The sequence below is a fragment of the Vibrio sp. A11 genome (assembly GCF_013048705.1).
In the GTDB taxonomy this organism is placed as follows: domain Bacteria; phylum Pseudomonadota; class Gammaproteobacteria; order Enterobacterales; family Vibrionaceae; genus Vibrio; species Vibrio metschnikovii.
In genome coordinates this window covers 222,729-243,711 of sequence record NZ_VHSI01000005.1, presented here as the reverse complement: position 1 = coordinate 243,711, position 20,983 = coordinate 222,729, and the positions used below count along the sequence as shown (strand labels likewise).

Annotated in this window: 19 protein-coding genes; 5 read left to right on the top strand and 14 right to left on the bottom strand. The window is 43.2% G+C overall.

What is annotated here, in order from left to right:
- Positions 1 to 421: 421 nt before the first annotated feature.
- The 3 genes from FKQ60_RS07795 to FKQ60_RS07785 all read right to left on the bottom strand — a co-directional run bounded on the left by FKQ60_RS07795 (position 422) and on the right by FKQ60_RS07785 (position 2,692).
- Positions 422 to 1,693, bottom strand: a complete 1,272-nt coding sequence (locus FKQ60_RS07795; RefSeq protein ID WP_170905251.1) for an aminotransferase class V-fold PLP-dependent enzyme — start codon at positions 1,691 to 1,693, stop codon at positions 422 to 424.
- A gap of 282 nt (positions 1,694 to 1,975) precedes the next feature.
- Entirely contained in the window at positions 1,976 to 2,287 is a 312-nt protein-coding gene (gene yciH, locus FKQ60_RS07790; protein WP_004396328.1) for a stress response translation initiation inhibitor YciH, read from the bottom strand.
- A gap of 18 nt (positions 2,288 to 2,305) precedes the next feature.
- Positions 2,306 to 2,692: a DUF3319 domain-containing protein gene (locus tag FKQ60_RS07785; RefSeq protein WP_154171059.1), complete on the bottom strand. Its 387-nt coding sequence runs from the start codon at positions 2,690 to 2,692 to the stop codon at positions 2,306 to 2,308.
- A gap of 101 nt (positions 2,693 to 2,793) precedes the next feature.
- Between FKQ60_RS07785 and FKQ60_RS07780 the strand changes: the two genes are divergently transcribed.
- A complete protein-coding gene (locus tag FKQ60_RS07780) occupies positions 2,794 to 3,747 on the top strand; it encodes a tyrosine-type recombinase/integrase (RefSeq protein ID WP_158137330.1) in 954 nt (317 codons plus the stop codon).
- On the opposite strand, the gene FKQ60_RS07775 is transcribed toward FKQ60_RS07780, so the two are convergent.
- Together FKQ60_RS07775 and FKQ60_RS07770 are read right to left on the bottom strand one after the other, a co-directional pair.
- The gene (locus FKQ60_RS07775; protein ID WP_170905252.1) at positions 3,731 to 4,735 is read right to left on the bottom strand and encodes a D-alanine--D-alanine ligase; all 1,005 of its coding nucleotides are present in this window, start codon (positions 4,733 to 4,735) and stop codon (positions 3,731 to 3,733) included. The genes FKQ60_RS07780 and FKQ60_RS07775 overlap by 17 nt on opposite strands.
- A gap of 195 nt (positions 4,736 to 4,930) precedes the next feature.
- A complete protein-coding gene (locus tag FKQ60_RS07770) occupies positions 4,931 to 5,506 on the bottom strand; it encodes an SPOR domain-containing protein (RefSeq protein ID WP_170905253.1) in 576 nt (191 codons plus the stop codon).
- 279 nt (positions 5,507 to 5,785) lie between these two features.
- Here FKQ60_RS07770 and FKQ60_RS07765 point away from each other — a divergent pair, with 279 nt between their 5' ends.
- Positions 5,786 to 8,473 carry a bifunctional acetate--CoA ligase family protein/GNAT family N-acetyltransferase gene (locus FKQ60_RS07765; protein ID WP_170905254.1) on the top strand — a complete coding sequence of 896 codons (2,688 nt, stop codon included), beginning with the start codon at positions 5,786 to 5,788 and terminating at the stop codon, positions 8,471 to 8,473.
- Positions 8,474 to 8,490: 17 nt separating this feature from the next.
- Here the strand turns inward: FKQ60_RS07765 and FKQ60_RS07760 are convergent, their stop codons facing one another.
- The 4 genes from FKQ60_RS07760 to FKQ60_RS07745 form a co-directional block, all read right to left on the bottom strand.
- Entirely contained in the window at positions 8,491 to 9,378 is an 888-nt protein-coding gene (locus tag FKQ60_RS07760; RefSeq protein WP_154171063.1) for a LysR family transcriptional regulator, read from the bottom strand.
- A gap of 41 nt (positions 9,379 to 9,419) precedes the next feature.
- Positions 9,420 to 11,108: an SgrR family transcriptional regulator gene (locus FKQ60_RS07755; protein ID WP_170905255.1), complete on the bottom strand. Its 1,689-nt coding sequence runs from the start codon at positions 11,106 to 11,108 to the stop codon at positions 9,420 to 9,422.
- Positions 11,109 to 11,188: 80 nt separating this feature from the next.
- A complete protein-coding gene (locus FKQ60_RS07750) occupies positions 11,189 to 11,422 on the bottom strand; it encodes a DUF3389 domain-containing protein (RefSeq protein WP_154171065.1) in 234 nt (77 codons plus the stop codon).
- A complete protein-coding gene (locus tag FKQ60_RS07745) occupies positions 11,419 to 11,874 on the bottom strand; it encodes a hotdog fold thioesterase (RefSeq protein ID WP_158145070.1) in 456 nt (151 codons plus the stop codon). The genes FKQ60_RS07750 and FKQ60_RS07745 overlap by 4 nt, the downstream gene beginning before the upstream one ends.
- A 147-nt stretch (positions 11,875 to 12,021) precedes the next feature.
- Between FKQ60_RS07745 and FKQ60_RS07740 the strand changes: the two genes are divergently transcribed.
- Together FKQ60_RS07740 and FKQ60_RS07735 are read left to right on the top strand one after the other, a co-directional pair.
- Complete coding sequence (locus tag FKQ60_RS07740; protein WP_154171067.1) at positions 12,022 to 12,816, top strand: M48 family metallopeptidase; 795 nt, start codon at positions 12,022 to 12,024, stop codon at positions 12,814 to 12,816.
- Between the two features lie 138 nt (positions 12,817 to 12,954).
- Positions 12,955 to 13,521, top strand: coding sequence for a PhnA domain-containing protein (locus FKQ60_RS07735; protein ID WP_154171068.1), 567 nt, complete (start codon positions 12,955 to 12,957; stop codon positions 13,519 to 13,521).
- A 95-nt stretch (positions 13,522 to 13,616) separates the two neighbouring features.
- Here the strand turns inward: FKQ60_RS07735 and FKQ60_RS07730 are convergent, their stop codons facing one another.
- The 3 genes from FKQ60_RS07730 to FKQ60_RS07720 all read right to left on the bottom strand — a co-directional run bounded on the left by FKQ60_RS07730 (position 13,617) and on the right by FKQ60_RS07720 (position 17,158).
- On the bottom strand, positions 13,617 to 13,808 hold the full coding sequence (locus tag FKQ60_RS07730) for a hypothetical protein (RefSeq protein WP_004396347.1): 192 nt from the start codon (positions 13,806 to 13,808) through the stop codon (positions 13,617 to 13,619).
- A 227-nt stretch (positions 13,809 to 14,035) separates the two neighbouring features.
- Positions 14,036 to 15,013 (bottom strand): TerC/Alx family metal homeostasis membrane protein, encoded by a 978-nt coding sequence (locus FKQ60_RS07725; protein WP_170906274.1) that lies wholly within the window; start codon positions 15,011 to 15,013, stop codon positions 14,036 to 14,038.
- Between the two features lie 405 nt (positions 15,014 to 15,418).
- The gene (locus FKQ60_RS07720) at positions 15,419 to 17,158 is read right to left on the bottom strand and encodes a bifunctional UDP-sugar hydrolase/5'-nucleotidase (RefSeq protein WP_170906273.1); all 1,740 of its coding nucleotides are present in this window, start codon (positions 17,156 to 17,158) and stop codon (positions 15,419 to 15,421) included.
- A 250-nt stretch (positions 17,159 to 17,408) separates the two neighbouring features.
- On the opposite strand from FKQ60_RS07720, the gene FKQ60_RS07715 reads away from it, so the two are divergent.
- Positions 17,409 to 19,040 carry an ATP-dependent endonuclease gene (locus FKQ60_RS07715; protein WP_004396350.1) on the top strand — a complete coding sequence of 544 codons (1,632 nt, stop codon included), beginning with the start codon at positions 17,409 to 17,411 and terminating at the stop codon, positions 19,038 to 19,040.
- Between the two features lie 210 nt (positions 19,041 to 19,250).
- Here FKQ60_RS07715 and FKQ60_RS07710 read toward each other — a convergent pair whose 3' ends face one another.
- Positions 19,251 to 19,745, bottom strand: coding sequence for a DUF1097 domain-containing protein (locus FKQ60_RS07710; protein WP_158137323.1), 495 nt, complete (start codon positions 19,743 to 19,745; stop codon positions 19,251 to 19,253).
- 163 nt (positions 19,746 to 19,908) lie between these two features.
- On the bottom strand, positions 19,909 to 20,814 hold the full coding sequence (locus FKQ60_RS07705; protein WP_004396351.1) for a LysR substrate-binding domain-containing protein: 906 nt from the start codon (positions 20,812 to 20,814) through the stop codon (positions 19,909 to 19,911).
- Positions 20,815 to 20,983 lie beyond the last annotated feature (169 nt).

The window sequence follows — 20,983 nt, the reverse complement described above, 5'->3', positions numbered from 1 at the left end:
TTTACGGGCCGTAAGTAATCGTCATATGCAAATGTCAGATCGTGATGCGCCTGTTAGGGCGCTGCTTGTAAGAAAGCCTTATAGGCGCATATGAAAAACCTCCGGCTATGCCGGAGGATATTTTTTTTGATTTTCTATGTCAATAACGCCTTCATTGTACCAAACAAAAGCGTATTTTATATTCATCAATGTACAACAGAATCATTGACTACGTTGGATCTGGCAAGAGGGCTTCTTTATCTTAACGCACTATAACTTACGTTGCGTTGTAACATAAAACAGAAAATGAAGTTTTAATTTTTTAACCCCCATAGCAATAATAAATATAAAATAGCTTAATAGAGAGGAGTTTCAGGATTCTTCTTCCGATCATGGCCACAGGGATCCCATCAAGGCCATGATTCAGATATCAGAATAAGATTTACACGGTAGCTTGTAACGCTTGTTCAAGATCAGCAAGCAAATCATCAATATGCTCTATGCCTATTGATAACCTAACCATATCAGCTGAAACGCCTGCAGCTTGTAATTCTTGATCATTGAGCTGGCGATGAGTCGTCGATGCAGGAATCGCGGCGCAACTTTTTGCATCACCAATATTAACTAAACGAAGAATTAGACTTAATGCATCATAAAAACGCGTCCCAGCTTCTCGGCCACCGACAATACCGAAACTTAGGATGCCAGAGGCTTTTCCATGCATATATTTTTGGGCAAGTGAGTGATCTTTGTGAGTGCTTAAACCCGCGTAATTTACCCAATTCACTTGTGGATGTTGGCTAAGCCATTGAGCTACAGCAAAAGTATTTTGATTAATTCGCTCAATCCGCAAAGCTAATGTCTCTAATCCTTGTAATAGATTCCAAGCCGCCTGAGCACTCAGCGCCGCTCCCATATTTCTCAAAGGGACAACACGCGCTCTAGCGATAAAAGCCGCAGCACCAATATCTTGAGCATAGTTAACTCCATGATATGAAATATCCGGCTCATTTAATAATGGAAAGCGCTGCGGATAAGCATGCCATGGGAACTTACCTGAATCGACAATCAGACCGCCAATCGTGGTTCCGTGACCGCCAATATACTTTGTAGCAGAGTGAACCACAATGTCAGCACCATGTTCAAAAGGTCGCCACAAAAAGGGCGTAGCCACCGTATTATCAACAATTAACGGTAAACCATGTTGATGAGCTAGGTTAGCTATCATTTCAATATCAACGATACTGCCGGATGGATTGCCGATACTTTCACAAAAAACCGCTCGAGTATTATCATCAATCAGTTGAGCTAACTGAGTAAAATTGTCTTTATCTACAAATCGAACCTCAATACCTTGTCTAGGCAAAGTATGAGCAAATAAATTATAAGTTCCACCATATAACTCACTGATTGAAATAATGTTATCACCAGCTTGAGCAAGAGTTTGAATAGCATAAGTAATCGCGGCCATCCCAGAAGCGACTGCCAGTGCGCCAATACCACCTTCAAGTGCTGAGATACGTTGCTCAAGCACATCACAGGTCGGATTCATAATTCTAGAATAAATATTACCTTGGACTTTTAAATCAAAAAGATCTGCAGCATGTTGTGCATCATTAAAACTGAATGAGGTGGTTTGATGAATGGGTACCGCAACGGAGTTTTGATTATCAGCTTGATAACCATGGTGTAAAGCGATCGTTTCACGTTTCATTACATATCCTTATAGTGATAAACGTAAGGCATGTATAGAACCATGAGCATGATATTGATGTCAATATTAATGGCACACCTTAGTGCGCATTATCATTGTTATGTTAAATATAATTCAGCGAAGGTAAAGGTGGTTTTATCTAGTTTATGTGGGCTATAAAAAGAGAGCTTGTGATAGACCTTACTCTACTTCGACTTTGAGTAGCTCAGTGATTAAACATAAGGTCTATTTACCATAAAATAGCTAATAACAACTCTTGTTATCGATATACAAGTGTCGTTATTAGCTTCCAGCAAGCTTTACCGTGTAACCTTTTTTTTCAAGCAATTGCTTAATTTTATCTCGCATTTCACCTTGAATTTCAATATGACCATCTTTGATCGAGCCACCGCAGCCACAGGACTTTTTTAGCTCAGCAGCCAACAGCTTGAGAGGCGCATCATCAAGGTCTAAACCCTTAATAATTGACACACCTTTGCCTTTGCGACCTTTCGTTTCTTTGTGAATTCTGACAATCCCATCACCTTTCGGACGTTCGATGCTTGGGGCTTCAGGCTTAATACGGCCCGTTTCCGTTGAATATACAAGAGTCATAATATACTTCGTTCTTTGTTACTTTTTTAATTGAGTTTGTTGAGCTTCCGCTTTCTGTTTTGCAATCAGATAAGCTTCGATATGTTTTTGAATAGCAACTTTTGCTCCTTTGATCAAGCGGCCATTGAAAAAGCAATACCATCCATTGGGTTCCCCTGTATCATTTTTTAACATAAAACCGTTGAATTGCTCTTGAATCGTTTGTGAACCACCTTCTCGTTTTTTGCCAATCGATTCAAATTCACTCGGGTCAATCAGCGATGCCGTATCACAAAACCAATCAATACTTTTTTTTACTGCAGCGAGGTTTCCCGTTAAAACGTTTTTTTTGATCTGCACTTGCCAGATGTCTGGTGAGTTATCTGCAGATTTTAGAGTAAATCCTCGGTATGTAGTGATTGCCATGATGACCTACTTATTTTTGTCATTGATAGTTAAATAATAATTGTATCTTCTCGGTACGCAAGTATATTTAGTAACTAATTAGAAAGTTATAGTGCATTAACATGAAAAGACCTCTTGTACAATTGACCGAAGCAAAACAGATCAAAGCTAAGCTATTGGAATTTAAGCATCCTATCACACCACAGCAGCTTGCTCTATTGACCCGAGAACACTATCAAAAAAATTCATTACTCGCCTTCAGTAAAGATTGGAATATTTTCACTGAATTTTGCCAAAGAAAATCAGTAAACCCTTTACCGGCCTCCGTTACCGCCGTTAGGTTATTTCTTGAAAGTGAAGCCAAGGTAAGAAAGTTTAGTACCATTAGACGTTACTCTGTCACTATCGGTATGATTCATTACTTACTGAATCAAAAAGATCCGACGTTGAATGTTCAAGTTCGTCAACTTCTTCAACGCTTAAGAGCAGAAAAATACGGCGATGAGAAACAAGCTGAATGTTTTACTCGTCAACACTTGGCATCACTTTATCAATTGATGGTTAAAAGTAATGAAAGCCTTGCGATACGTGATTTAGCTATCTATCACGTGATGTTTGAATGTGCCATGAAACGAGGAGAGCTTAAAAAGCTCAGCTTCACGGATATTACAGAAGATCATAGTCAACTTAGGATCGGCAATGAAATCTATCAATTATCCCCTTCCGCCCAGCAAATATTAGCTCGTTGGACAGCATTAATCTCTCAGCAAGACGGCGCAGTTTTTCGCTCAATTGATAGGCATGGCAATATCAATAATCGACCTTTAGATGATTCATCCATCTACCGTATATTAAGGCGTGCTGGTGATTTATTAGCGCTACCACATTTAAAGTTTTCAGGTCAATCGACCCGAATTGGTGCAGTAAAAGAGCTAGCTGAACAAGGCTATCATACTAAAGATATTCAAAGTTTTGGCCGTTGGTTAAGCCCTGCGATGCCTAACCAATACTTAGGTAAGTTACACACCGCAGCAGTCGCTAAAATAAAATTTACTCGAATTAAACCTTGGACATAAATGAGCGTTGGACACAATCAGCTAAAAACGCGGAGAATGAGTGGCCGTGGTGTTCCAGCATTTTCGGGAACATTGAAATGGGCGTCATACCCGGGAAAGTATTCACTTCATTAAGATAAATTTCACCTTGTGAGGTAAGGAAAAAGTCAATTCGAGCAAGATGTCTTAATTTCATATGCACAAAAACTTTCTCTGCATAGCGCTTAATGAGGTCTCTTTGCTCTGCGGTGATATTATCCGCAGTCACTTTAGTCATTGAGTGGCTATTTGCGCTGTATTTCTCTTCATAGCTATAAAAAGCATCATCAGGAGCAATAATCTCGCCAGGCTGAGTAATATGGAGTTTGCCACCGAGCTCATAAGCAGCAACCTCTAACTCTCGCGGTTTGACGGCTTGTTCAACCAGCACTTGATCAGAAAAGGTAAAGGCATCATCAATTGCCTTGGCAATTTGCTGCTTATCGGTGACCTTGTAACAGCCAACCGATGAACCTTGTCGAGCCGCCTTAATAAACACTGCGCCCCATTTATCAAAGGCTTGCTGGGCTTGACGTAAAGCCTCATCGTTATTTTCTGTTAAAAATAAGTAGGGTGTATTAGGAATACCGAGTGCGTCATACCATAGTTTCGACGTGATTTTATTGAAACTATTACTACTAGCTTCTGGTCCACATCCTAAATATGGAATACCGGCCAGCTCTAGCATCGATTGGATATCGCCCGTTTCTCCCGGATAACCGTGGATGCAAGGCACAACAAAGTCAATGCGACGAGATCCATGCTCACTGTTTAGTGAGGCAGAGTTCGTATCAAGATAAACCATATCGCCAGACTCAGTAAACCAGCCAGCAGGTTTCATCTCTACTCGAATCACGTCGAACGATGGCGTTAACGTCAGTTGTTGCTGCAAATAATCAGCGGAAACTAGCGAGATCTCATGTTCTGATGAGCCCCCACCACATAAAAGTAAAATTGTTGTTTTTTTCATTACACTGTTCCGTTACACCAAAATTCGGTTGCAGGCCACGAGGCCAAGTGATGCAGTAACTACATTCATTTTATCGGCTATGATAGACAATTCAGCACAGAGGTACACCATAGAAGAGGATTTATTACCTAATCTTAGTTTAATTGTGTAGAGAATAAACAGTACAGGGGCAAAGGCCCCTGTTGTAAACGTTCATTAGTTGAGTTTATTTAGTGTGGGGAAATCTGAGTTTTTAATACTATCAATGCTCTTAACGAATGGTTTCAAGTCACGGAATTCTTCTGGCAATCTTTGCAAGGCGTTCAACGCTTCCTGACGAGTGGCATAATCACCATACAAGACCGTGTACCATTTCGTGCCATTAACGACTTTATAGTTTTCCCAGATCGGTTGTTCATCTTTAGGTAACTGATTCGCAAATTGATCAACCTTAGTTTGCGCCCCAACGGCAACAACTTGAATGGTGAAGCCATAACGTGGATTCATTGCTAATTGCTGTTCGGTTGGTGGTGTAATAGTGACTTTAGGTTTGGCTGGCGGCGTTGCTTTGACGATTTGTTTCTCTTCAGCCGGAGCCATTTTGATCACTTGAGCTTGAACATTACGCTCGGAGACACCGTCAGCGTTACCCCTTTCTGAGACAATAGGTTTAGGAATATCAGCCACGGCAAACTCTTCCGTGTGGCTTTGAGTTGTTACATCCGTGATATAATTTTCTGAGGCACAGGCGGCCAGCAGCGCGCACAAGCCAACAATCGCAATTCTTTTCATAAACCAATAACACCTTAGATAGAAAGTAATGTAAATCATGCCGATAGCGCGTCTTATAATCAAGTATAGGATGTGATTATCTCTGATTATCCTGTGATTTGTGGCACAAAGTGAAAGAGAGATGATGTCATGAAGATCACATCCAGACTAAATACATCAACACCATTAGATAATTTTAACTACAGTGTTGTTGATATGGCTGTATTGACCTTTGGTGAAGATTTCATGCTAAAGGCAAAACTTAGTTATTGGCTCGTTACCTTTTAGGTCTTTTGCATCATGAATTCTATTAACCCGCTACTTAATCCAAGATCTGTGGCTGTGATTGGCGCTTCAACGCGATCTTTTCGTGCCGGTAATATCGTCATGAAAAACCTACTTCAGGGCGGTTTCGATGGTGCAATTATGCCAGTAACGCCTCGTTATCCTTCTGTGTGTGGGGTCTTGGCTTATAAGACCGTGCTTGATTTACCTCTCGTTCCTGATATTGCTATTCTTTGTACCCATGCTTCTCGTAATCTTGAACTTTTCCGTCAATTGGCAGAGAAAGGCGTTTCATGTGTTATCGTGTTATCTGCCGATATGTATAGTGAAGATGCCCAGCAGCATGAAATTCAGCAACAGTGCCTAATGATAGCCAAACAAGCGGGCATACGTGTGCTTGGCCCTAATAGCCTCGGTATTATTCTGCCTTGGATACACTTCAATGGCTCATTCTCTCCAGTCAATGCCTTAAAGGGCCATATTGCTTTTATTTCTCAGTCAGCAGCCGTCTGTACTACGATTCTTGACTGGGCGAATGATAAACAAATTGGCTTTTCGGCTTTTGTTTCCCTAGGCAACGCCTGCGATATCGACTTCGCTGATTTACTCGATTCGCTCAGTATCGACAAGCACACTCACGCGATTTTGTTGTATGTTGATACTATTAAAGATGCACGCCGCTTTTTATCCGCGGCACGTGCCGCATCTCGTAATCGACGAATACTTGTTTTAAAAGGGGGGAGAACGGCTGCAGGGCGAAAAGCGGCTAAAATACACACTGGAGGCGAAGATACATTAGATATTATTTATGACTCTGCCATTCGCAGAACCGGTATGCTGAGGGTTAATAATACGCATGAGCTGTTTGCGGCCGTTGAAACGTTAACTCATGCCGTACCACTCCAAGGCGAGCGGCTAGCGATCATCACTAATGGTGGTGGGCCTGCTATTATGGCTGTCGATACGTTACTCGAACGCGGAGGCAAATTAGCACAATTAAGCCATACCGTTTACCAACAACTGGATCAATGCCTTCCGCGTAGTTGGTCGCAAAATAACCCGATTGATATTGTTGGGGATGCTGACCACACTCGTTATATTAATGCGTTAAAAGCGGTACTCGACAGTGATGATATCGATGCCATTCTGATTATGCACTCTCCTTCCGCCATCGCGCACTCAGAACAAACAGCAATGGCTATTGTTGAGGTGGTTAAAAACCATCCTCGGGCGAGGCGTTTTAATATTCTGACTAATTGGTCTGGGGAACTTACCGCTCGCCCTGCTCGGCACATTTTTACTCAAGCCGGTATCCCGACCTACCGCACGCCAGAAAGTGCCGTCGTCGCTTTCATGCATTTGGTTGAATTTAGGCGTAACCAAAAACAGTTGATGGAAACACCGACGACCACTGAGTTGGTGACCGCTTCAGAAATCAATAGCGCCAAAGCGTGGATCGCCGAGTATTTAAGTGAACAAGAAAGTGTACACATTGATACTCATCAAATAGGCAGTTTTCTCAAATGCTTTCATTTTAATGTGTTACCGACTTGGATTGCTTCGGACAGCAGTGAGGCGGTACACATAGCAGAAACGATTGGCTATCCGGTTGCGGTAAAATTGCGTTCACCAGATATTGCTCATAAATCCGATGTACAAGGCGTTATGCTTAACCTACGCAACCGTAACGAAGTCGCCAATGCCGCGCAATCGATCCTTGATAGAACTCAACTCTCCTACCCTGCAGCTAGGGTGTATGGCTTGTTGGTGCAAGCAATGGCCAAGTTGGGCGGAGGAGAAGAGTTACGTATTAAAGTCAAACACGATGCTATTTTTGGTCCGGTGATTTTACTGGGACAAGGCGGTTCTGAATGGGAAGAGTCTCTGGATGCGGTCGCTGCATTACCACCATTAAATAGTACATTAGCAAGATATTTAATTGTTCGGGCGCTACGCAGCGGTAAAATTCGTCTACAAAAACAACCAGTACCAATAAACATTGACGGTTTATCCGAGTTTTTAGTCCGAATTTCCCAACTGATTATTGAGTGTCCACAAGTACATGAATTGGATATCCACCCTTTACTGGTCAATGGTGATCAATTTACGATTCTAGATGCCGATTTGATATTACAGCGTTTCGAAGGGGATGCGCAAAGTCGGTTAGCTATCCGTCCCTATCCTTCTGAATTGGTGGAAAATGTCATCGCTAAAGATGGGGAGCCGTTAACTCTTAGGCCGATTCTCCCCGAAGATGAGCCACAACATGCCGCTTTCATTCATCGAGTCTCAAAAGAAGATCTGTACAAACGCTTTTTTTCGGATGTCGGTGAATTTAATCACGAAGCGCTAGCCAACTTTACCCAAATTGATTACGACCGAGAGATGGCTTTTGTTGCTGTCAGCCATAAAACCTCACCAGCAGAGATCATTGGCGTCTCACGAGCATTGATCAACCATGATAATAGTGATGCTGAATTTGCCATTTTGATCCGCTCCGATCTTAAAGGTAAAGGGCTCGGATCATTACTAATGAAAAAGATCATTGATTACTGCCAAGCGAAAGGCACTGCCCGTATCTCAGGTATGACCATGCCTAGTAATAAAGGGATGCTCAGTTTAGCCCAAAAACTCGGCTTTAGTATCGAGATCCATTTTGAAGATGGAACGGCAGATATGGTCTTAACCCTGACCAAACCGTAAACCAATACTCTGGTAGATCAGACGAGATTCCAATGTTTTTTCAAATATTGAATACACCACGATTTGGCTTCACCCGTCGTATTTCTACGCCACGCCATAACAATATCAATATGTTTATCCATGCTGCCCGATATCTTTTGCAACTGCCCACTGGCAATCAACGGCTGCGCGATTTGTATCGGTAAGGTACCAATACCTAATCCCTCCACCAGCGCTTGGCATTTGGCATTAAAATTACTCACCGTCAAACGCGGCTGTTTTTCTAAGATATTAATACTCATCGCTGGCTGTTCGCGCGCTGTATCGGCAATCGCAATCACTCGATACTTTTGTCGAGCCTGCTCATCAAACTCACCACGACGGCGATGAACATAATGATCGCTCGCAGCAACCCAAATCAGTGACATTGAGCCTAATCGCTCTGATTTTACCTCTTGCGGTAAACTGTCTATCTTGGGGCAAATCAGTAAATCGGCTCTTCCTGTAGCGAGAGACTCCCAACTTCCGGCTAAAATCTCTTCTTGTAGACGAATTCGAGTTTTACTGACATTGCCTAACGCATCCACCAAAGGAAAAAAATTCGCGACCGGAATGATGCCATCAAAAGCCAATGTAATATCCAATTCCCAACCGTTAGCAAGTAACGTCGCATCGTTAACTAGCTTCTCGGCGGCCGACAAAATGGTTCGCCCACGCTCAAGGATCAACCGTCCGGCATCAGTAAAACTGGCTTTGTGACCAGAGCGATCAAAAATCATCATATCCAAATCTTGTTCAAGCTTTTGAATTTGATAACTCAATGAGCTTGGTGCGCGGTTCAGTTCATTGGCCGCGGCAGCAAAACTGCCACGGCGATCAATCGCATCTAGGATATGTAGCGCTTCTAAAGTAATCGGGCTTTGCATCTCTTCTTTCCTCATACAAGATCGGTGATTTGACGATCGTTTTACTCTGGCTTTACCCATACTTGGCTAAAATCAAACCAGCCTAAGGCATTGCACTTTGCATTTTGTAACGCACCACATTGATCTTTATTCACCCCTAACCAGCAATGAAACATTGGAATGATCTGTTTACTGGCGACTAAGGACTTACCGAGCTCTTGAGCGGGAAAAGGGGTTGATTCATCGCTCGCACGCCATTGATCAATCAATCCAGACCAACGATAAAAATCCTCAGCTTGACTCATTGGTTCAATATCAGAGTAATCCAATAACCAGCCAGCCAGTGCATCATCCCGATGGTTAGCGATGCCCATTGCTTTGATCCAAATGTCAACCTGCTCGACATCATCGACGGTTAATTCATATTTAATGAAGGTGACGTCTATACCATCTTCTTTAAGTAAACGTTCAATACACTTCGCTAAAGTAGGAAACATAGGATGCTGGGCATGATAAGCAACTGTAACGGTATTACCGATTGGCGGTTCAACGGCTGACATTGGTCCATTTTGATGATACCAACCCGGCTTTAATCCATAAGCAGGCAATACGCCCAGTTCAACCACTTTTTCTTCTGGTAACAAACGAAATAAATTCAGCGCACTGAGTTTAGTTTGTAGATAATTGGCCCAAACCTCATTAGACGCAATCCCATTACGACGATTGAGTAATAAATAAGTGCAACCGGGATCGAGTTCAACATCTTCACTAAATGAACCGCGTTGACTTTTCATCGGATGCGTTAAGCTCGGAAATACCATTGAGGAGTGCACTTCATCAATAACCCATACTTCGACACGGTCCAGCAATGGACGAAAACCAAAATAGCCATCAAATGCTTGTAGCACTAGCCTTTTCTCATCATTAACGAATACCTTATAAGGACCACTGCCCACCGGTTTTTGATCAAAGTCATCCGCTCTTAATGACTCTGGCAATAAAATTTTTGCACAAGATTCTGCCAGCAATAACGGTAAGCGAGTATCAGGTTTTGATAGATGGATATCGACGACCCAATTATCCGGAGTCGTAATGGCGTCAATGTGCGCAAACAAATTCACCAAACGTAATTGCCATAGACTCTGCACCACTATCTCAGTGGTCATTAATTCACCGTTATGAAAACGTACTCCAGGGCGTAAATAAAACCGCCAGTGTGTTGGACTTAACGCTTGCCAGTGATGGGCAAGATCCGCTTGTAGCTGTTCCTCTTCATCTAAACGAGTCAAACCAGAATAAATTTGCCGCGCAATATGCAGCTCTGAACGGCGCATCGGCTTCGTGGGATTAAGCATAGAAAGTGGTCGATAATACGGCAAGCGCACCACTTGCAAGCCCTCTTGGTGTTGTACACCTAGGTAACTTTGGATAACTTGGGTTAACTTAGCGGCATCTTGATCCAATACCGCCAGCGCTTGACCTATCTTGCCTTCTTGCAGATAACGGCGAGCAAGGTTTTCACTGACATCTGCCCGACTACGTTTAAAAATAAGCTGTGAGAGTTTGCCGCGTCCTGGAGCGGGATGCCATTCAATCCACCCCTCATCTTCTAATTTGTTGAGAACAATGCGCGCATTACGTCGAGTGCAAAATAAAATGTCGGTAATATCGTCTAATTGCGTCTCTGCATCTTGACCATGAAAATGAGCAAATAAGGTTTCAAATTGGACACGTAAGCGAGGGCTACTCATAAAGGAGGAAACTCTATATCTTAAAAACTTACTACAGTTTCCTCTATTTAGGTCCTTCAGTGCAAGAGCAGGCCACCAGTTTAGGAGATATCGCAACCTAAAGATTGAGCAAGCTCAGATAATTGCTCACTGTTATCGAGCTTAACCGACCATTTTACACCACCACTGTTGGCTAACAATACATTCGCGCCTCTGCCAAGTAAAGTGACATTGTCACTTGATGATTGTAGGCTAATTGAATGTTCACCCAGTAAACGCACCACCACTTCATGTGCGGTGGCAATAATTTTCCCACCGGAAAATTCCATCATCATTCGCTTGCCTCGCTATCTTGGCTTACTTTATTACGCTGCTGTTTGACCGCCAACGTTAAACGGCTGACACAGACCAAGCGGCCTTGTTCATCGGTAATATCTATCTGCCAAACTTGAGTGGAAATCCCAATATGGATAGGTTTCGCCGTGCCAATTACCTGACCTTGTCGCATAGCCCGCAAGTGATTAGCATTAATGTCTAATCCTACACAATAGCGAGTCTTATCGACGGCAAAATTACCGGCAATGGAGCCTAAGGTTTCAGCTAAAACCACCGATGCTCCACCATGCAACATTCCCAATGGTTGATGTGTATACGAACAGACTGGCATGGTTGCCGAGATAGTGTTTTCCGTGATCTCGGTATAAATAATATTCAAATGCTCCATCATGGTATTTTTTGACGTGGCATTTAATCGCTCTAAACTGATTGGCTTTTTCCAAATGTCCATGTTCACCCTTAATAAAATACATCAATAGCCGTCAACAACGCGCATCCAGCAATATTGCATCTCCAACAAACTTGGGTATATTGTACAACCACTTGGCTATCTATCCTACCGAGTCATTATAGGGATGATTATGATTAAGGATGTGTTATGCGTTTAAGAATAAAAATCTTAAGCTTAATGATAACGTTGATGGGTTTAACCGCTTGCAGCGCCTCACCAACTGGGCGCAACCAGCTATTGCTGTTCTCGAATACCCAAATGAGCACGCTCGGCGTGCAATCTTTTAGTCAAATGAAAAGTGAGTTGCCGATCAGTCAAGATGCGGCCTTGACTCGCTACGTACAATGCGTCACCGATGCCCTTCTTCAGTACGTCCCAGCACAGCCTAGCGTCGAGCAATGGGAAGTTGTCCTGTTTGATAGTCCACAAGTGAATGCTTTTGCCCTACCTGGCGGCAAAATCGGAGTTTATACCGGATTACTAAGCGTTGCCGTCAATCAAGATCAACTGGCAACGGTGATTGGTCATGAAATTGCTCATGTACTTGCCAATCATAGTAATGAACGCCTCTCTCAAGCCCAACTGGCCAATGTCGGATTACAAGTCACCGATGTTGCTTTAGGTGCTTCAGAATATGCACAATATCGTGATTTGACGATGGCGGCTTTAGGTGTCGGTGTTCAATATGGTGTGATTATGCCTTATGGCCGCCGCCAAGAATCAGAAGCGGATCGCTTAGGATTAACCTTAATGGCCCAAGCTGGGTTTGATCCGACACAAAGTATCGAACTATGGCGAAATATGGCAAGAGCTTCGATGGGACAGCAACCGCCTGAGCTACTATCGACCCATCCTTCCCACAGCACACGCATTAATGATCTGGCTGCGAAGATCTCAACATTGCCAGATACCACGCGACAAGCGCCCAATTGTGGACCATAAACTAACATCCCGTTCAAAACGACTTTAATTGTCTTTACTACCCCGAGAGTTGCAGAACATTCTCGGGGTTTAACCCTTCCAATCGTAGGCATAAAGTGGATAATACCCGCGAACTTAATCTTATAGAGGTGGGAATCAATGTCTACTGAAGCAACTTTACTCGAACGCTGTGACTCAAAATGTGAACTGTGCGCAGCACAGAGCTCGCTGTCTCCTTATGTGGTTGCTCCGCATACACAGATCACCGTCGATCACGCTATCATGCTTTGCGCCACCTGCAGCTCACAAATCGAACAACCTGAAACGATGGACGCGAATCACTGGCGCTGTCTAAATGACAGTATGTGGAGCCAAGTGGCGCCCGTTCAGGTAATGGCATGGCGTCAACTCAAGCGCTTATCAGCAACAGAAAGCTGGGCGCAAGATTTGCTGGATATGATGTATATGGAAGAAGATCTTCAAAAATGGGCCGAAATTGGTATGAACGATGATGAAGATAAACCCCGTGACGTGAATGGTGTTGAACTCAAAAAAGGCGATGACATCACGGTGATCAAAGATCTTCCAGTGAAAGGCTCAAGCATGGTCATCAAACAAGGAACGGCGGTACGTGGTATTAACTTAACCGATGATCCAAAGCACATTCAGGGTAAAGTTAATGGTCAAACTATGTACATTATCGCTGAGTATTGCCGCAAGAAATAAGCAACTTTGTGCTTATCTTTGCTAAGCGCTAAATGTATATAGCAAAAAGCCGACGTTTTCGTCGGCTTTTGTCTTTTAACAACTTATCTTTTTGCTTAACGTGTTAATCCAATATCACGTTGAATATGGCTAGATAATTCTGCAGTGTGGTAATACGTTGTTTGTTTCGTTTCCACAAAAAGAATATCCACCAAATGAGCTATCAATCCTTTGAAGTTAACCGCATAGGTTTTTTTATCCATAGAGGTGGGTGCTGTTAAAGTACCTAAACGCATTGCTTGTGCCATGTGAGCCTCTCTTAATTCGGTAACTTATTTGCGCGCATTTTAAGCAAGCTATTGCTACAAAAGAAGTGACAAAATTTGTCATTTCGAATTAAAAAAACTAATGAAACAACCCCATAACAACTGCGGAATATATATTCAAAGCAAACGCATTTAAAGCTACTATTTAACCATCAAATGCATAAGGACAATCGCTCTACGATTTTTCAGGCTTTTCATTAACAAATATTTTACTCTCGCGTAAAGTCACTATGTTCTAACTTAATAACAGAAGCTTGAGATCGAGCCTGCCCTTTAACAAGTGATGCGATGATCGCAAATAGCATGGTGGTTAATAGCACCGACAATGATATCCAAGTCGGGATTTCCCAGCGGGATCCAACCAGTAACATTTTTACGCCAATAAACATCATAATGAAAGCTAACGCCGGTTTTAAATAGATAAACTTATCCAGCAAGCCTTGTAAAACAAAAAATAATGAACGCAAGCCAAGCAAAGCGAAAACGTTTGCAGCGAGCACGAGAAAAGGCTCTCTGGTCACCGCAAAGATGGCTGGAATAGAATCCAGTGCAAACATCACGTCCATACAGGCGATCACACCAACAACGATCAACATCGGAGTAACCCACCAGCGTTTGCCAACACGTACCCAAAGTGCATGTCCTTGGTATTGATTCGTCACTCGACAGCAACGTCGGATGATTCTTTCTGCTAATGGATTAGCGTGACTCGCTGGCTTTTCTCGTAATAACTGCACACCCGTCCACATTAAGAACAGGGCAAACACATACAATAAGCCATGATATTGTTCGAGTAATTGAGCACCAACGATAATCATCACCGCACGCAACACAAGCGCGCCAATCACTCCGAACAAAAGCGCTCTTGGACGAAGCGACTCCGGCACAGCGTATTGATGAAAAATAATCGCAAAGACAAACAAATTATCAATACTAAGCGATTTCTCGAGTAGATAACCGGTTAGAAAAGCTAATGTTGCTTGCGAGGCGCTATAAGGGCTATGAACAGCATAATCATCCCAAAATAGATAAAGGACTGCCGCAAACAAAAACGCGAGTAAAATCCAGACCACGCTCCAGCTTAGCGCGCGTTGCAGGGTTATTCGGTTACCACGAGTTTGCCAAATATCCATAGCAACCAGAGCAAACGTTAATAACGCAAACGAAATGTAGATGATCGGGGTCATGCTTCCTCCACAGGCGGAAGGAAAACGGATTCTCGATAGGAAAACGACACCTTCCGCATACCAGTTAGTTCACTGCCTAAATAAGCAGTATGGAATGCGTTGGTCTCGTCGAAATAGAAGTGATAAACAAACTATTTATATTTGCCGGATAAGCGATGCTTAACGTGATGACGACAAATAAACAAATGGCGACTACTCCCCAAACGTCGCCATTTTATGCTGAGTCGCTACTTTCGTCTAGAGTTGATAGCAATTAAATTCCTGCGAAGGGCAAAGCATACACTAAACCTGCCCATAAACTAATCCAAACGACGACCACTAAAGCATCTAACCAGTCTTTGCTCCACATTGGCTTCTCCCCTGTTTGAGTCACAGCGCATAATGCTTTGCAAAGAACACGCCATATTAACGTGTGTATTGTCCCGTTTCTTGTCGTTCAGCGTCATTACTGAGTATCGAGGGGTTATCGGTTAAAAACTCAATAAAGGCATCGGCCATCGAAATCGTAGTGATTTTCCCTTCTCCTTTCATTTCGGTTAGCCCTTGGTAGCCTTCTTTCCCTTTCATGGTATAAGCCGAAGACGTTCCCCAGTATTCCTGTTCCGCTTGTACGGGATGCCACTGTCCCTTTTGCCAGATCTGTAAATTGGCGATCCGTTCTCCGAGCGGTCGTTCGGGCAGATACTCAAAGGAAAGATGGTGAGTATAAGGATAACTTCCCGCTCCCGTGCCCTCGACACCATTATTTAAAGCGTTATTAATTGCCCCTTCAAGGGCTTTAGCCAGGCTTTTACCTTTTAAACGATAGACGCCAATCGGCACGGCAAACGGAAGTAATTTTCCGGCAATATCGGCAACAGAAACAGCACCGGCAGATAAGGAGGTCCTCACACCGCCCGCATTATGAATCGCAAACTGAACCGGGTAGCCACGTTTACGCATCACATGCATAAAGGATCTCGCCACTAAAGGAGCCAATTCACTGGGGCCTTCTTGATCGGGAATACGCACATGACGTAGTGCTTGAGTAGCATGACCAATGATTTGTTGCTGCAACTCTCGCACACGAGGAATGTATTTATTGCGCAAAATAGCATGCACTTGCGGATCTTTTTTACACACCACGACATTAGGGTGGTTATTTACAAAATCACAGGCATCGAGATAAGCAGAATCACTGCCTGCTTCACTCATGCTCGCATCAAGAAATAATCGTCGACCAAGCAGTAATTCGTTACGCCCTGAGAAATTCACTACGTTACCTTGTTCATCAAAGTCTATCTGGCAGTGGCCTAACGCCAATGCATACAGCCCAGCTTGAACAACGTAAGTTTGGTTAATTTTTTGTCCATAGGATTCCTCACTACTTAACCCAAGTGAGCTAAAATCACCTTGCAATACGTGAGTATGACCACCGACGATTAAACTTATCCCATCGACCTTAGCCGCTAACTCTTTGTCAGCTTCATAGCCTAAGTGGCTGACGAGAATAATTTTATTAATCCCAGCATTGTGGATCTGTTGAATAGTATTTTTAGCTGTTTCTAACGCGTTGATAAATGGTGTATCAGCATCTGGGTTGGCTATCTCATCCATTTTATCCAAAGATAAACCGAAGAGAGCGATATCACTTCCCTGCGCAGATTTAACAATCCACCGAGCGCACTGTTTATCTACATCAAAGGCATGTACGCGCGGATTCATCGCTAAACGACGAGGTTTATCTTCATGCTCTTGCGATAAATCCCAGTTACCGGCAAGTAAAGGGAACTGGATACGCTCAGCAAATTGCGCCACCGGATCATTACCCATATCCAGCTCGTGATTCCCTAAAGTCATAGCATCAAGGCCCAGTGAATTGAGCATTTCTGCGTTCGCTAATCCTTTGAATAACGAAAAATAGAGCGTGCCTTGGAAACAATCGCCAGCGTGAACCAAGATAAACTCTCGCTGCATCCGCTTCGCATCGGCTCTTAACTGCTCAACACGAGTGGCGATACGTGCAAAACCGCCTGCACTGACAAAAGGCGTCATCGTTTGCCCGTCAATATTTAAGGTCAGTTGTAATGATGTTGGCTCAAAATAAGAATGGGTATCATTGATATGAGCCAGAGTGATTGATGTAATATTTTTTATTTTTTTCATAACTTTCTCTCTCTTTCGCGCTCATCCTAGCGGAAAAATCATGACAGAATCGTGACTTTTATGAAATAGGTTTGCAAAAAAAGTGTTCGACTGTCCTATCGTTTATTACGTAATACGAGATAAAAGGGATGAATTTGTGAGATGAGGACAAGTTTCAAGCCTTAACGGTCTGCTTTTTCAGACTTTTTCCTTTATGCTAAAAGAAAAGCTCAGCGTAAGCAGGCACGCGTTGAGAAAAAGGACATTGCCAATGCATCTAGAACGTATTGAAATATCAGGATTTCGTGGCATTCGCCGTTTATCGCTCGCTTTTGATGAGTTAACCACCCTCATTGGTGAGAATACGTGGGGTAAATCCTCATTATTGGATGCGCTCTCCATCATGCTACCTGCCGATGGTCGGCCTTACCAGTTCGAATTGCAAGATTTCCACGTCGACTATTCTGTCTCTCACCCCCAAACCCAAGATATTCAAATCATTTTGAGTTTTGTCACTACTGAACCTCGCGAACACCGCGCAGGACGCTATCGCAAGCTGAAACCGGTGTGGCGACAAGACGAACAGGGCAATCAACGAATCATTTATCGTGTCAGCGGAACACGGGTACAGTACGATATCTCAACCGATTATGCTTTCTTAGATTTAGACGGTAATCCTATTTTAGTTCATGACAGCGCACAAATCGCTCAAACTCTGATGAATTTACATCCGGTGATCCGACTGCGAGATTCTCGACAATTTGAACGCCCCTTTGTCGAAGGTAACGGTAAAAACACTCGCGTTGAGAAACGCATTAATAATACATGTCGCCGCTTAATGGCGATTCCCGGCCATGTCAATAAAGGTGAAATGCGCAGTAGCCTGAGCGCTATGCAAGCCTTAGTCGAGCATTATTTTTCTTTCAAAGATCAAAAACGTAAAAACCCACGTCGTGAACGCGAAAGCTTAGTCTACGCTTCACCAAGCAACGATAAAAGCTTAACGCAAATTGTCGATGAAACCAAAAATCGCCAAACGCGTTTGTTACTACTCGGGCTACTTAATGCTTATCTTCAAGCGAAAGGACCCAATGATCTTCGCCGTTATGCGCGACCGATTTTAATCGTTGAAGATCCGGAAGGGCGTTTACACCCCACTCACTTAGCCAGAGCCTGGAGTCTTTTAGAGTTGTTACCGATGCAAAAGATCTTAACTACTAATAGTGGCGATCTCCTCGGCTCAGTCCCCCTGCACTCGATCCGTCGTTTAGTTCGACAATCAGATAAAACGATCGCCACCAGCATGCCGATCCATGGCGTTAGCCGAGATGAGTTAAGAAGAATTGGTTTTCATATTCGTTTTCATCGTTCTGGTGCGCTTTTCGCTCGCTGTTGGCTATTGGTAGAAGGCGAAACTGAAGTTTGGTTATTTAGTGAATTAGCAAGACAATGTGGTTATAACTTAGCTGCAGAAGGCGTACAAATTATCGAGTTTGCCCAATCAGGATTAAAGTCGTTGATCAAAGTGGCTAAAGCTTTTTCTATTGAATGGCATGTGGTTACTGACGGCGATCCTGCAGGTAAGAAATACGCGGCAACAGTGATCGGCATGTTGGGCAATGATCAACCTCGACATCGATTAACCGAACTCCCTGATCGTGATATCGAGCATTTTCTCTATTCTCACGGCTTTGAAGACTTTTTTAAAGACATGGTCAAGATCCCTCATGATCATCCTATTCCAGCTAAAAAAGTGGTTAGCCGCGTACTCAAAAAACACGCAAAACCTGACTTAGCTTTGGCGATTGTTTCTCACTGTGATAAAAATGGTCTTGAATCTATCCCGGTCCTACTACGCTGGACACTGAAACGCGTGATTACGATGGCAAACGGCCATGGCTAGAGATCACCGAACGTTCGATCAATAAACAAAGAAAAAGCACAGCCAGTTAACTTTAGGCTGTGCTTAGTATCAAAGGAGCAAAACAGTCACATTTAGGGGAAATATGAATGTCGATATCAGAAAAGATGATATGAGGTCATTGATACAAAAATAAGCAATGAAATCCAACCATCGTATTTTGAAGAATGGATCCGTTATCAAGTAAACGATTTAACTGACCCGATTGATGGATTTTAGGCGTTTAGTTTGAGCGCTATTCTGTGCGCGTTGATGAAGCCACACTCCGCTCGTTTTCATTAAATAACCAAAAACTCCCCCAAGCAGTAATGAAGGGATCACCAAAGGCCATTGCTCTGCTGCGGCAAATGTTGCGCAAGATCCAATAAAGGTACCGGGAATATAAGCAAGCCAACTTTTACTCGCTTGAATACACATCATAAAGGCAACCATTGCAGTAATGATATAACCTAATACATCAACTCCCATCCACGAAGAGCTGTAGATAATCACTAACGCCCAGAAAACCCCGCTGATGTTACACAGTAAACTTTGCAGTAATCCTCTGATCCCTTCATTGGGCGTAGCAAAAAAACTGGTGCAACCTAAAAAACCAGCCCAAGAGAGAAGCCCTAACGAGACAGCAATCCATCCCCAAAGACCCGATAAGATCCCTGTTGTCAGTGAAATGGCGAATAGTATATTCATGATCTTCTCCGCAGTGACTCGCTTGCAAACAACCTTATCAATGAGCGGCATAGTAAAGGGGAACAAACACAATAACCAGTGATCAGTAACACATATTTAAAGTAACAATTTAAGTTTAATACATAAAATTGTGACGCAAACGGTAAATCAACAGATTTAGGAACTAAAGAACATAGGGCTTACCCTTCATCATCCGTAATCCTTCACGCCGAATACATTCTGCTAACGGGTTTTCAGCCATATCTGCTCGCCAAATAAAAGTTAATGTTCTCTCCATACTCAGCTGGGGAACATTCAGCGCTACTAACTGACCATTTTGAATAAATCGTTCGACATCCAAATAAGGCAAACAGGTTAAATAGGGGCCATTTTCTACCAAACTACGCAGCACGGGAACATGCTCATATTCACGCCATACATCCAAATCCGGGATAAGCTTATGCACTGCACTCTCAAAAATACCACGCGTCCCTGAGCCCTGTTCACGTAATACCCATTTCGCTTGTTCTAATTGGGCTAAACTCACCACATCGCGTTTCGCAAACGGATGATGAGCGGAAGTAACAATACATAAGTGATCACGACACCAAACTTCTTGGAGAATTCGGCTATCATCACAACGCCCTTCGATGATCCCTAAATCATAGCGATAATCTAAAATACCGTCGATCACGCTCTGGGTACTTCTGACGCCCAGCTCAATGCGGATCTCTGGAAAATCACTATCAATAATACTGATAAGATCGGGGACAAGATGCTCCGCAGGAGTTTGACTCGCACCAAGACGAATCTCTCCACTCAATAAATGCTGATCATAAAAGCCCATTTCAATTTGTTGAGCATCTTGCAGTAAGCGTTTCGCTTTCGGACGCAACCACATCCCCCAATGAGTCAGTGCCATCTGCTTGCCTTGACGTTCAAATAGTGGACGCCCTAACATTTTTTCTAGCTGTGCAAGTGACATACTGGTGGCTGACTGAGTTAAGGCGAGTTTATCTGCCGCGACACTGACACTACCGGAATCCGCTACCGCATCAAAAACGGCCAACTGTTTTAATGAATATCGCACTCTACATCCTTTTTATAACCATCATTACCCTGCCCATAATGAGCAATTCGTTTCATTTTACTGGCTCACCCAACTATATCAATAAAATTGATAGGGTAACCAAGAATTATCCATTTTACCGCCCTGCTCGTCTGCCCTAGTCTGGTTTGGTAACAACCCATACGGCGTT

Bases quoted from the DNA above. Each gene is read 5' to 3' on its own strand.
- yciH (WP_004396328.1), bottom strand. From the start codon at position 2,287: ATGACTCTTGTATATTCAACGGAAACGGGCCGTATTAAGCCTGAAGCC.
- FKQ60_RS07720 (WP_170906273.1), bottom strand. From the start codon at position 17,158: ATGAAAAAAATAAAAAATATTACATCAATCACTCTGGCTCATATCAAT.
- FKQ60_RS07755 (WP_170905255.1), bottom strand. From the start codon at position 11,108: ATGAGTAGCCCTCGCTTACGTGTCCAATTTGAAACCTTATTTGCTCAT.
- FKQ60_RS07740 (WP_154171067.1), top strand. From the start codon at position 12,022: ATGCGTTTAAGAATAAAAATCTTAAGCTTAATGATAACGTTGATGGGT.
- FKQ60_RS07770 (WP_170905253.1), bottom strand. From the start codon at position 5,506: ATGAAAAGAATTGCGATTGTTGGCTTGTGCGCGCTGCTGGCCGCCTGT.
- FKQ60_RS07765 (WP_170905254.1), top strand. From the start codon at position 5,786: ATGAATTCTATTAACCCGCTACTTAATCCAAGATCTGTGGCTGTGATT.
- FKQ60_RS07710 (WP_158137323.1), bottom strand. From the start codon at position 19,745: ATGAATATACTATTCGCCATTTCACTGACAACAGGGATCTTATCGGGT.
- FKQ60_RS07715 (WP_004396350.1), top strand. From the start codon at position 17,409: ATGCATCTAGAACGTATTGAAATATCAGGATTTCGTGGCATTCGCCGT.
- FKQ60_RS07785 (WP_154171059.1), bottom strand. From the start codon at position 2,692: ATGGCAATCACTACATACCGAGGATTTACTCTAAAATCTGCAGATAAC.
- FKQ60_RS07750 (WP_154171065.1), bottom strand. From the start codon at position 11,422: ATGATGATGGAATTTTCCGGTGGGAAAATTATTGCCACCGCACATGAA.
- FKQ60_RS07745 (WP_158145070.1), bottom strand. From the start codon at position 11,874: ATGGACATTTGGAAAAAGCCAATCAGTTTAGAGCGATTAAATGCCACG.
- FKQ60_RS07775 (WP_170905252.1), bottom strand. From the start codon at position 4,735: ATGAAAAAAACAACAATTTTACTTTTATGTGGTGGGGGCTCATCAGAA.
- FKQ60_RS07730 (WP_004396347.1), bottom strand. From the start codon at position 13,808: ATGGCACAAGCAATGCGTTTAGGTACTTTAACAGCACCCACCTCTATG.
- FKQ60_RS07795 (WP_170905251.1), bottom strand. From the start codon at position 1,693: ATGAAACGTGAAACGATCGCTTTACACCATGGTTATCAAGCTGATAAT.
- FKQ60_RS07735 (WP_154171068.1), top strand. From the start codon at position 12,955: ATGTCTACTGAAGCAACTTTACTCGAACGCTGTGACTCAAAATGTGAA.
- FKQ60_RS07760 (WP_154171063.1), bottom strand. From the start codon at position 9,378: ATGCAAAGCCCGATTACTTTAGAAGCGCTACATATCCTAGATGCGATT.
- FKQ60_RS07780 (WP_158137330.1), top strand. From the start codon at position 2,794: ATGAAAAGACCTCTTGTACAATTGACCGAAGCAAAACAGATCAAAGCT.
- FKQ60_RS07725 (WP_170906274.1), bottom strand. From the start codon at position 15,013: ATGACCCCGATCATCTACATTTCGTTTGCGTTATTAACGTTTGCTCTG.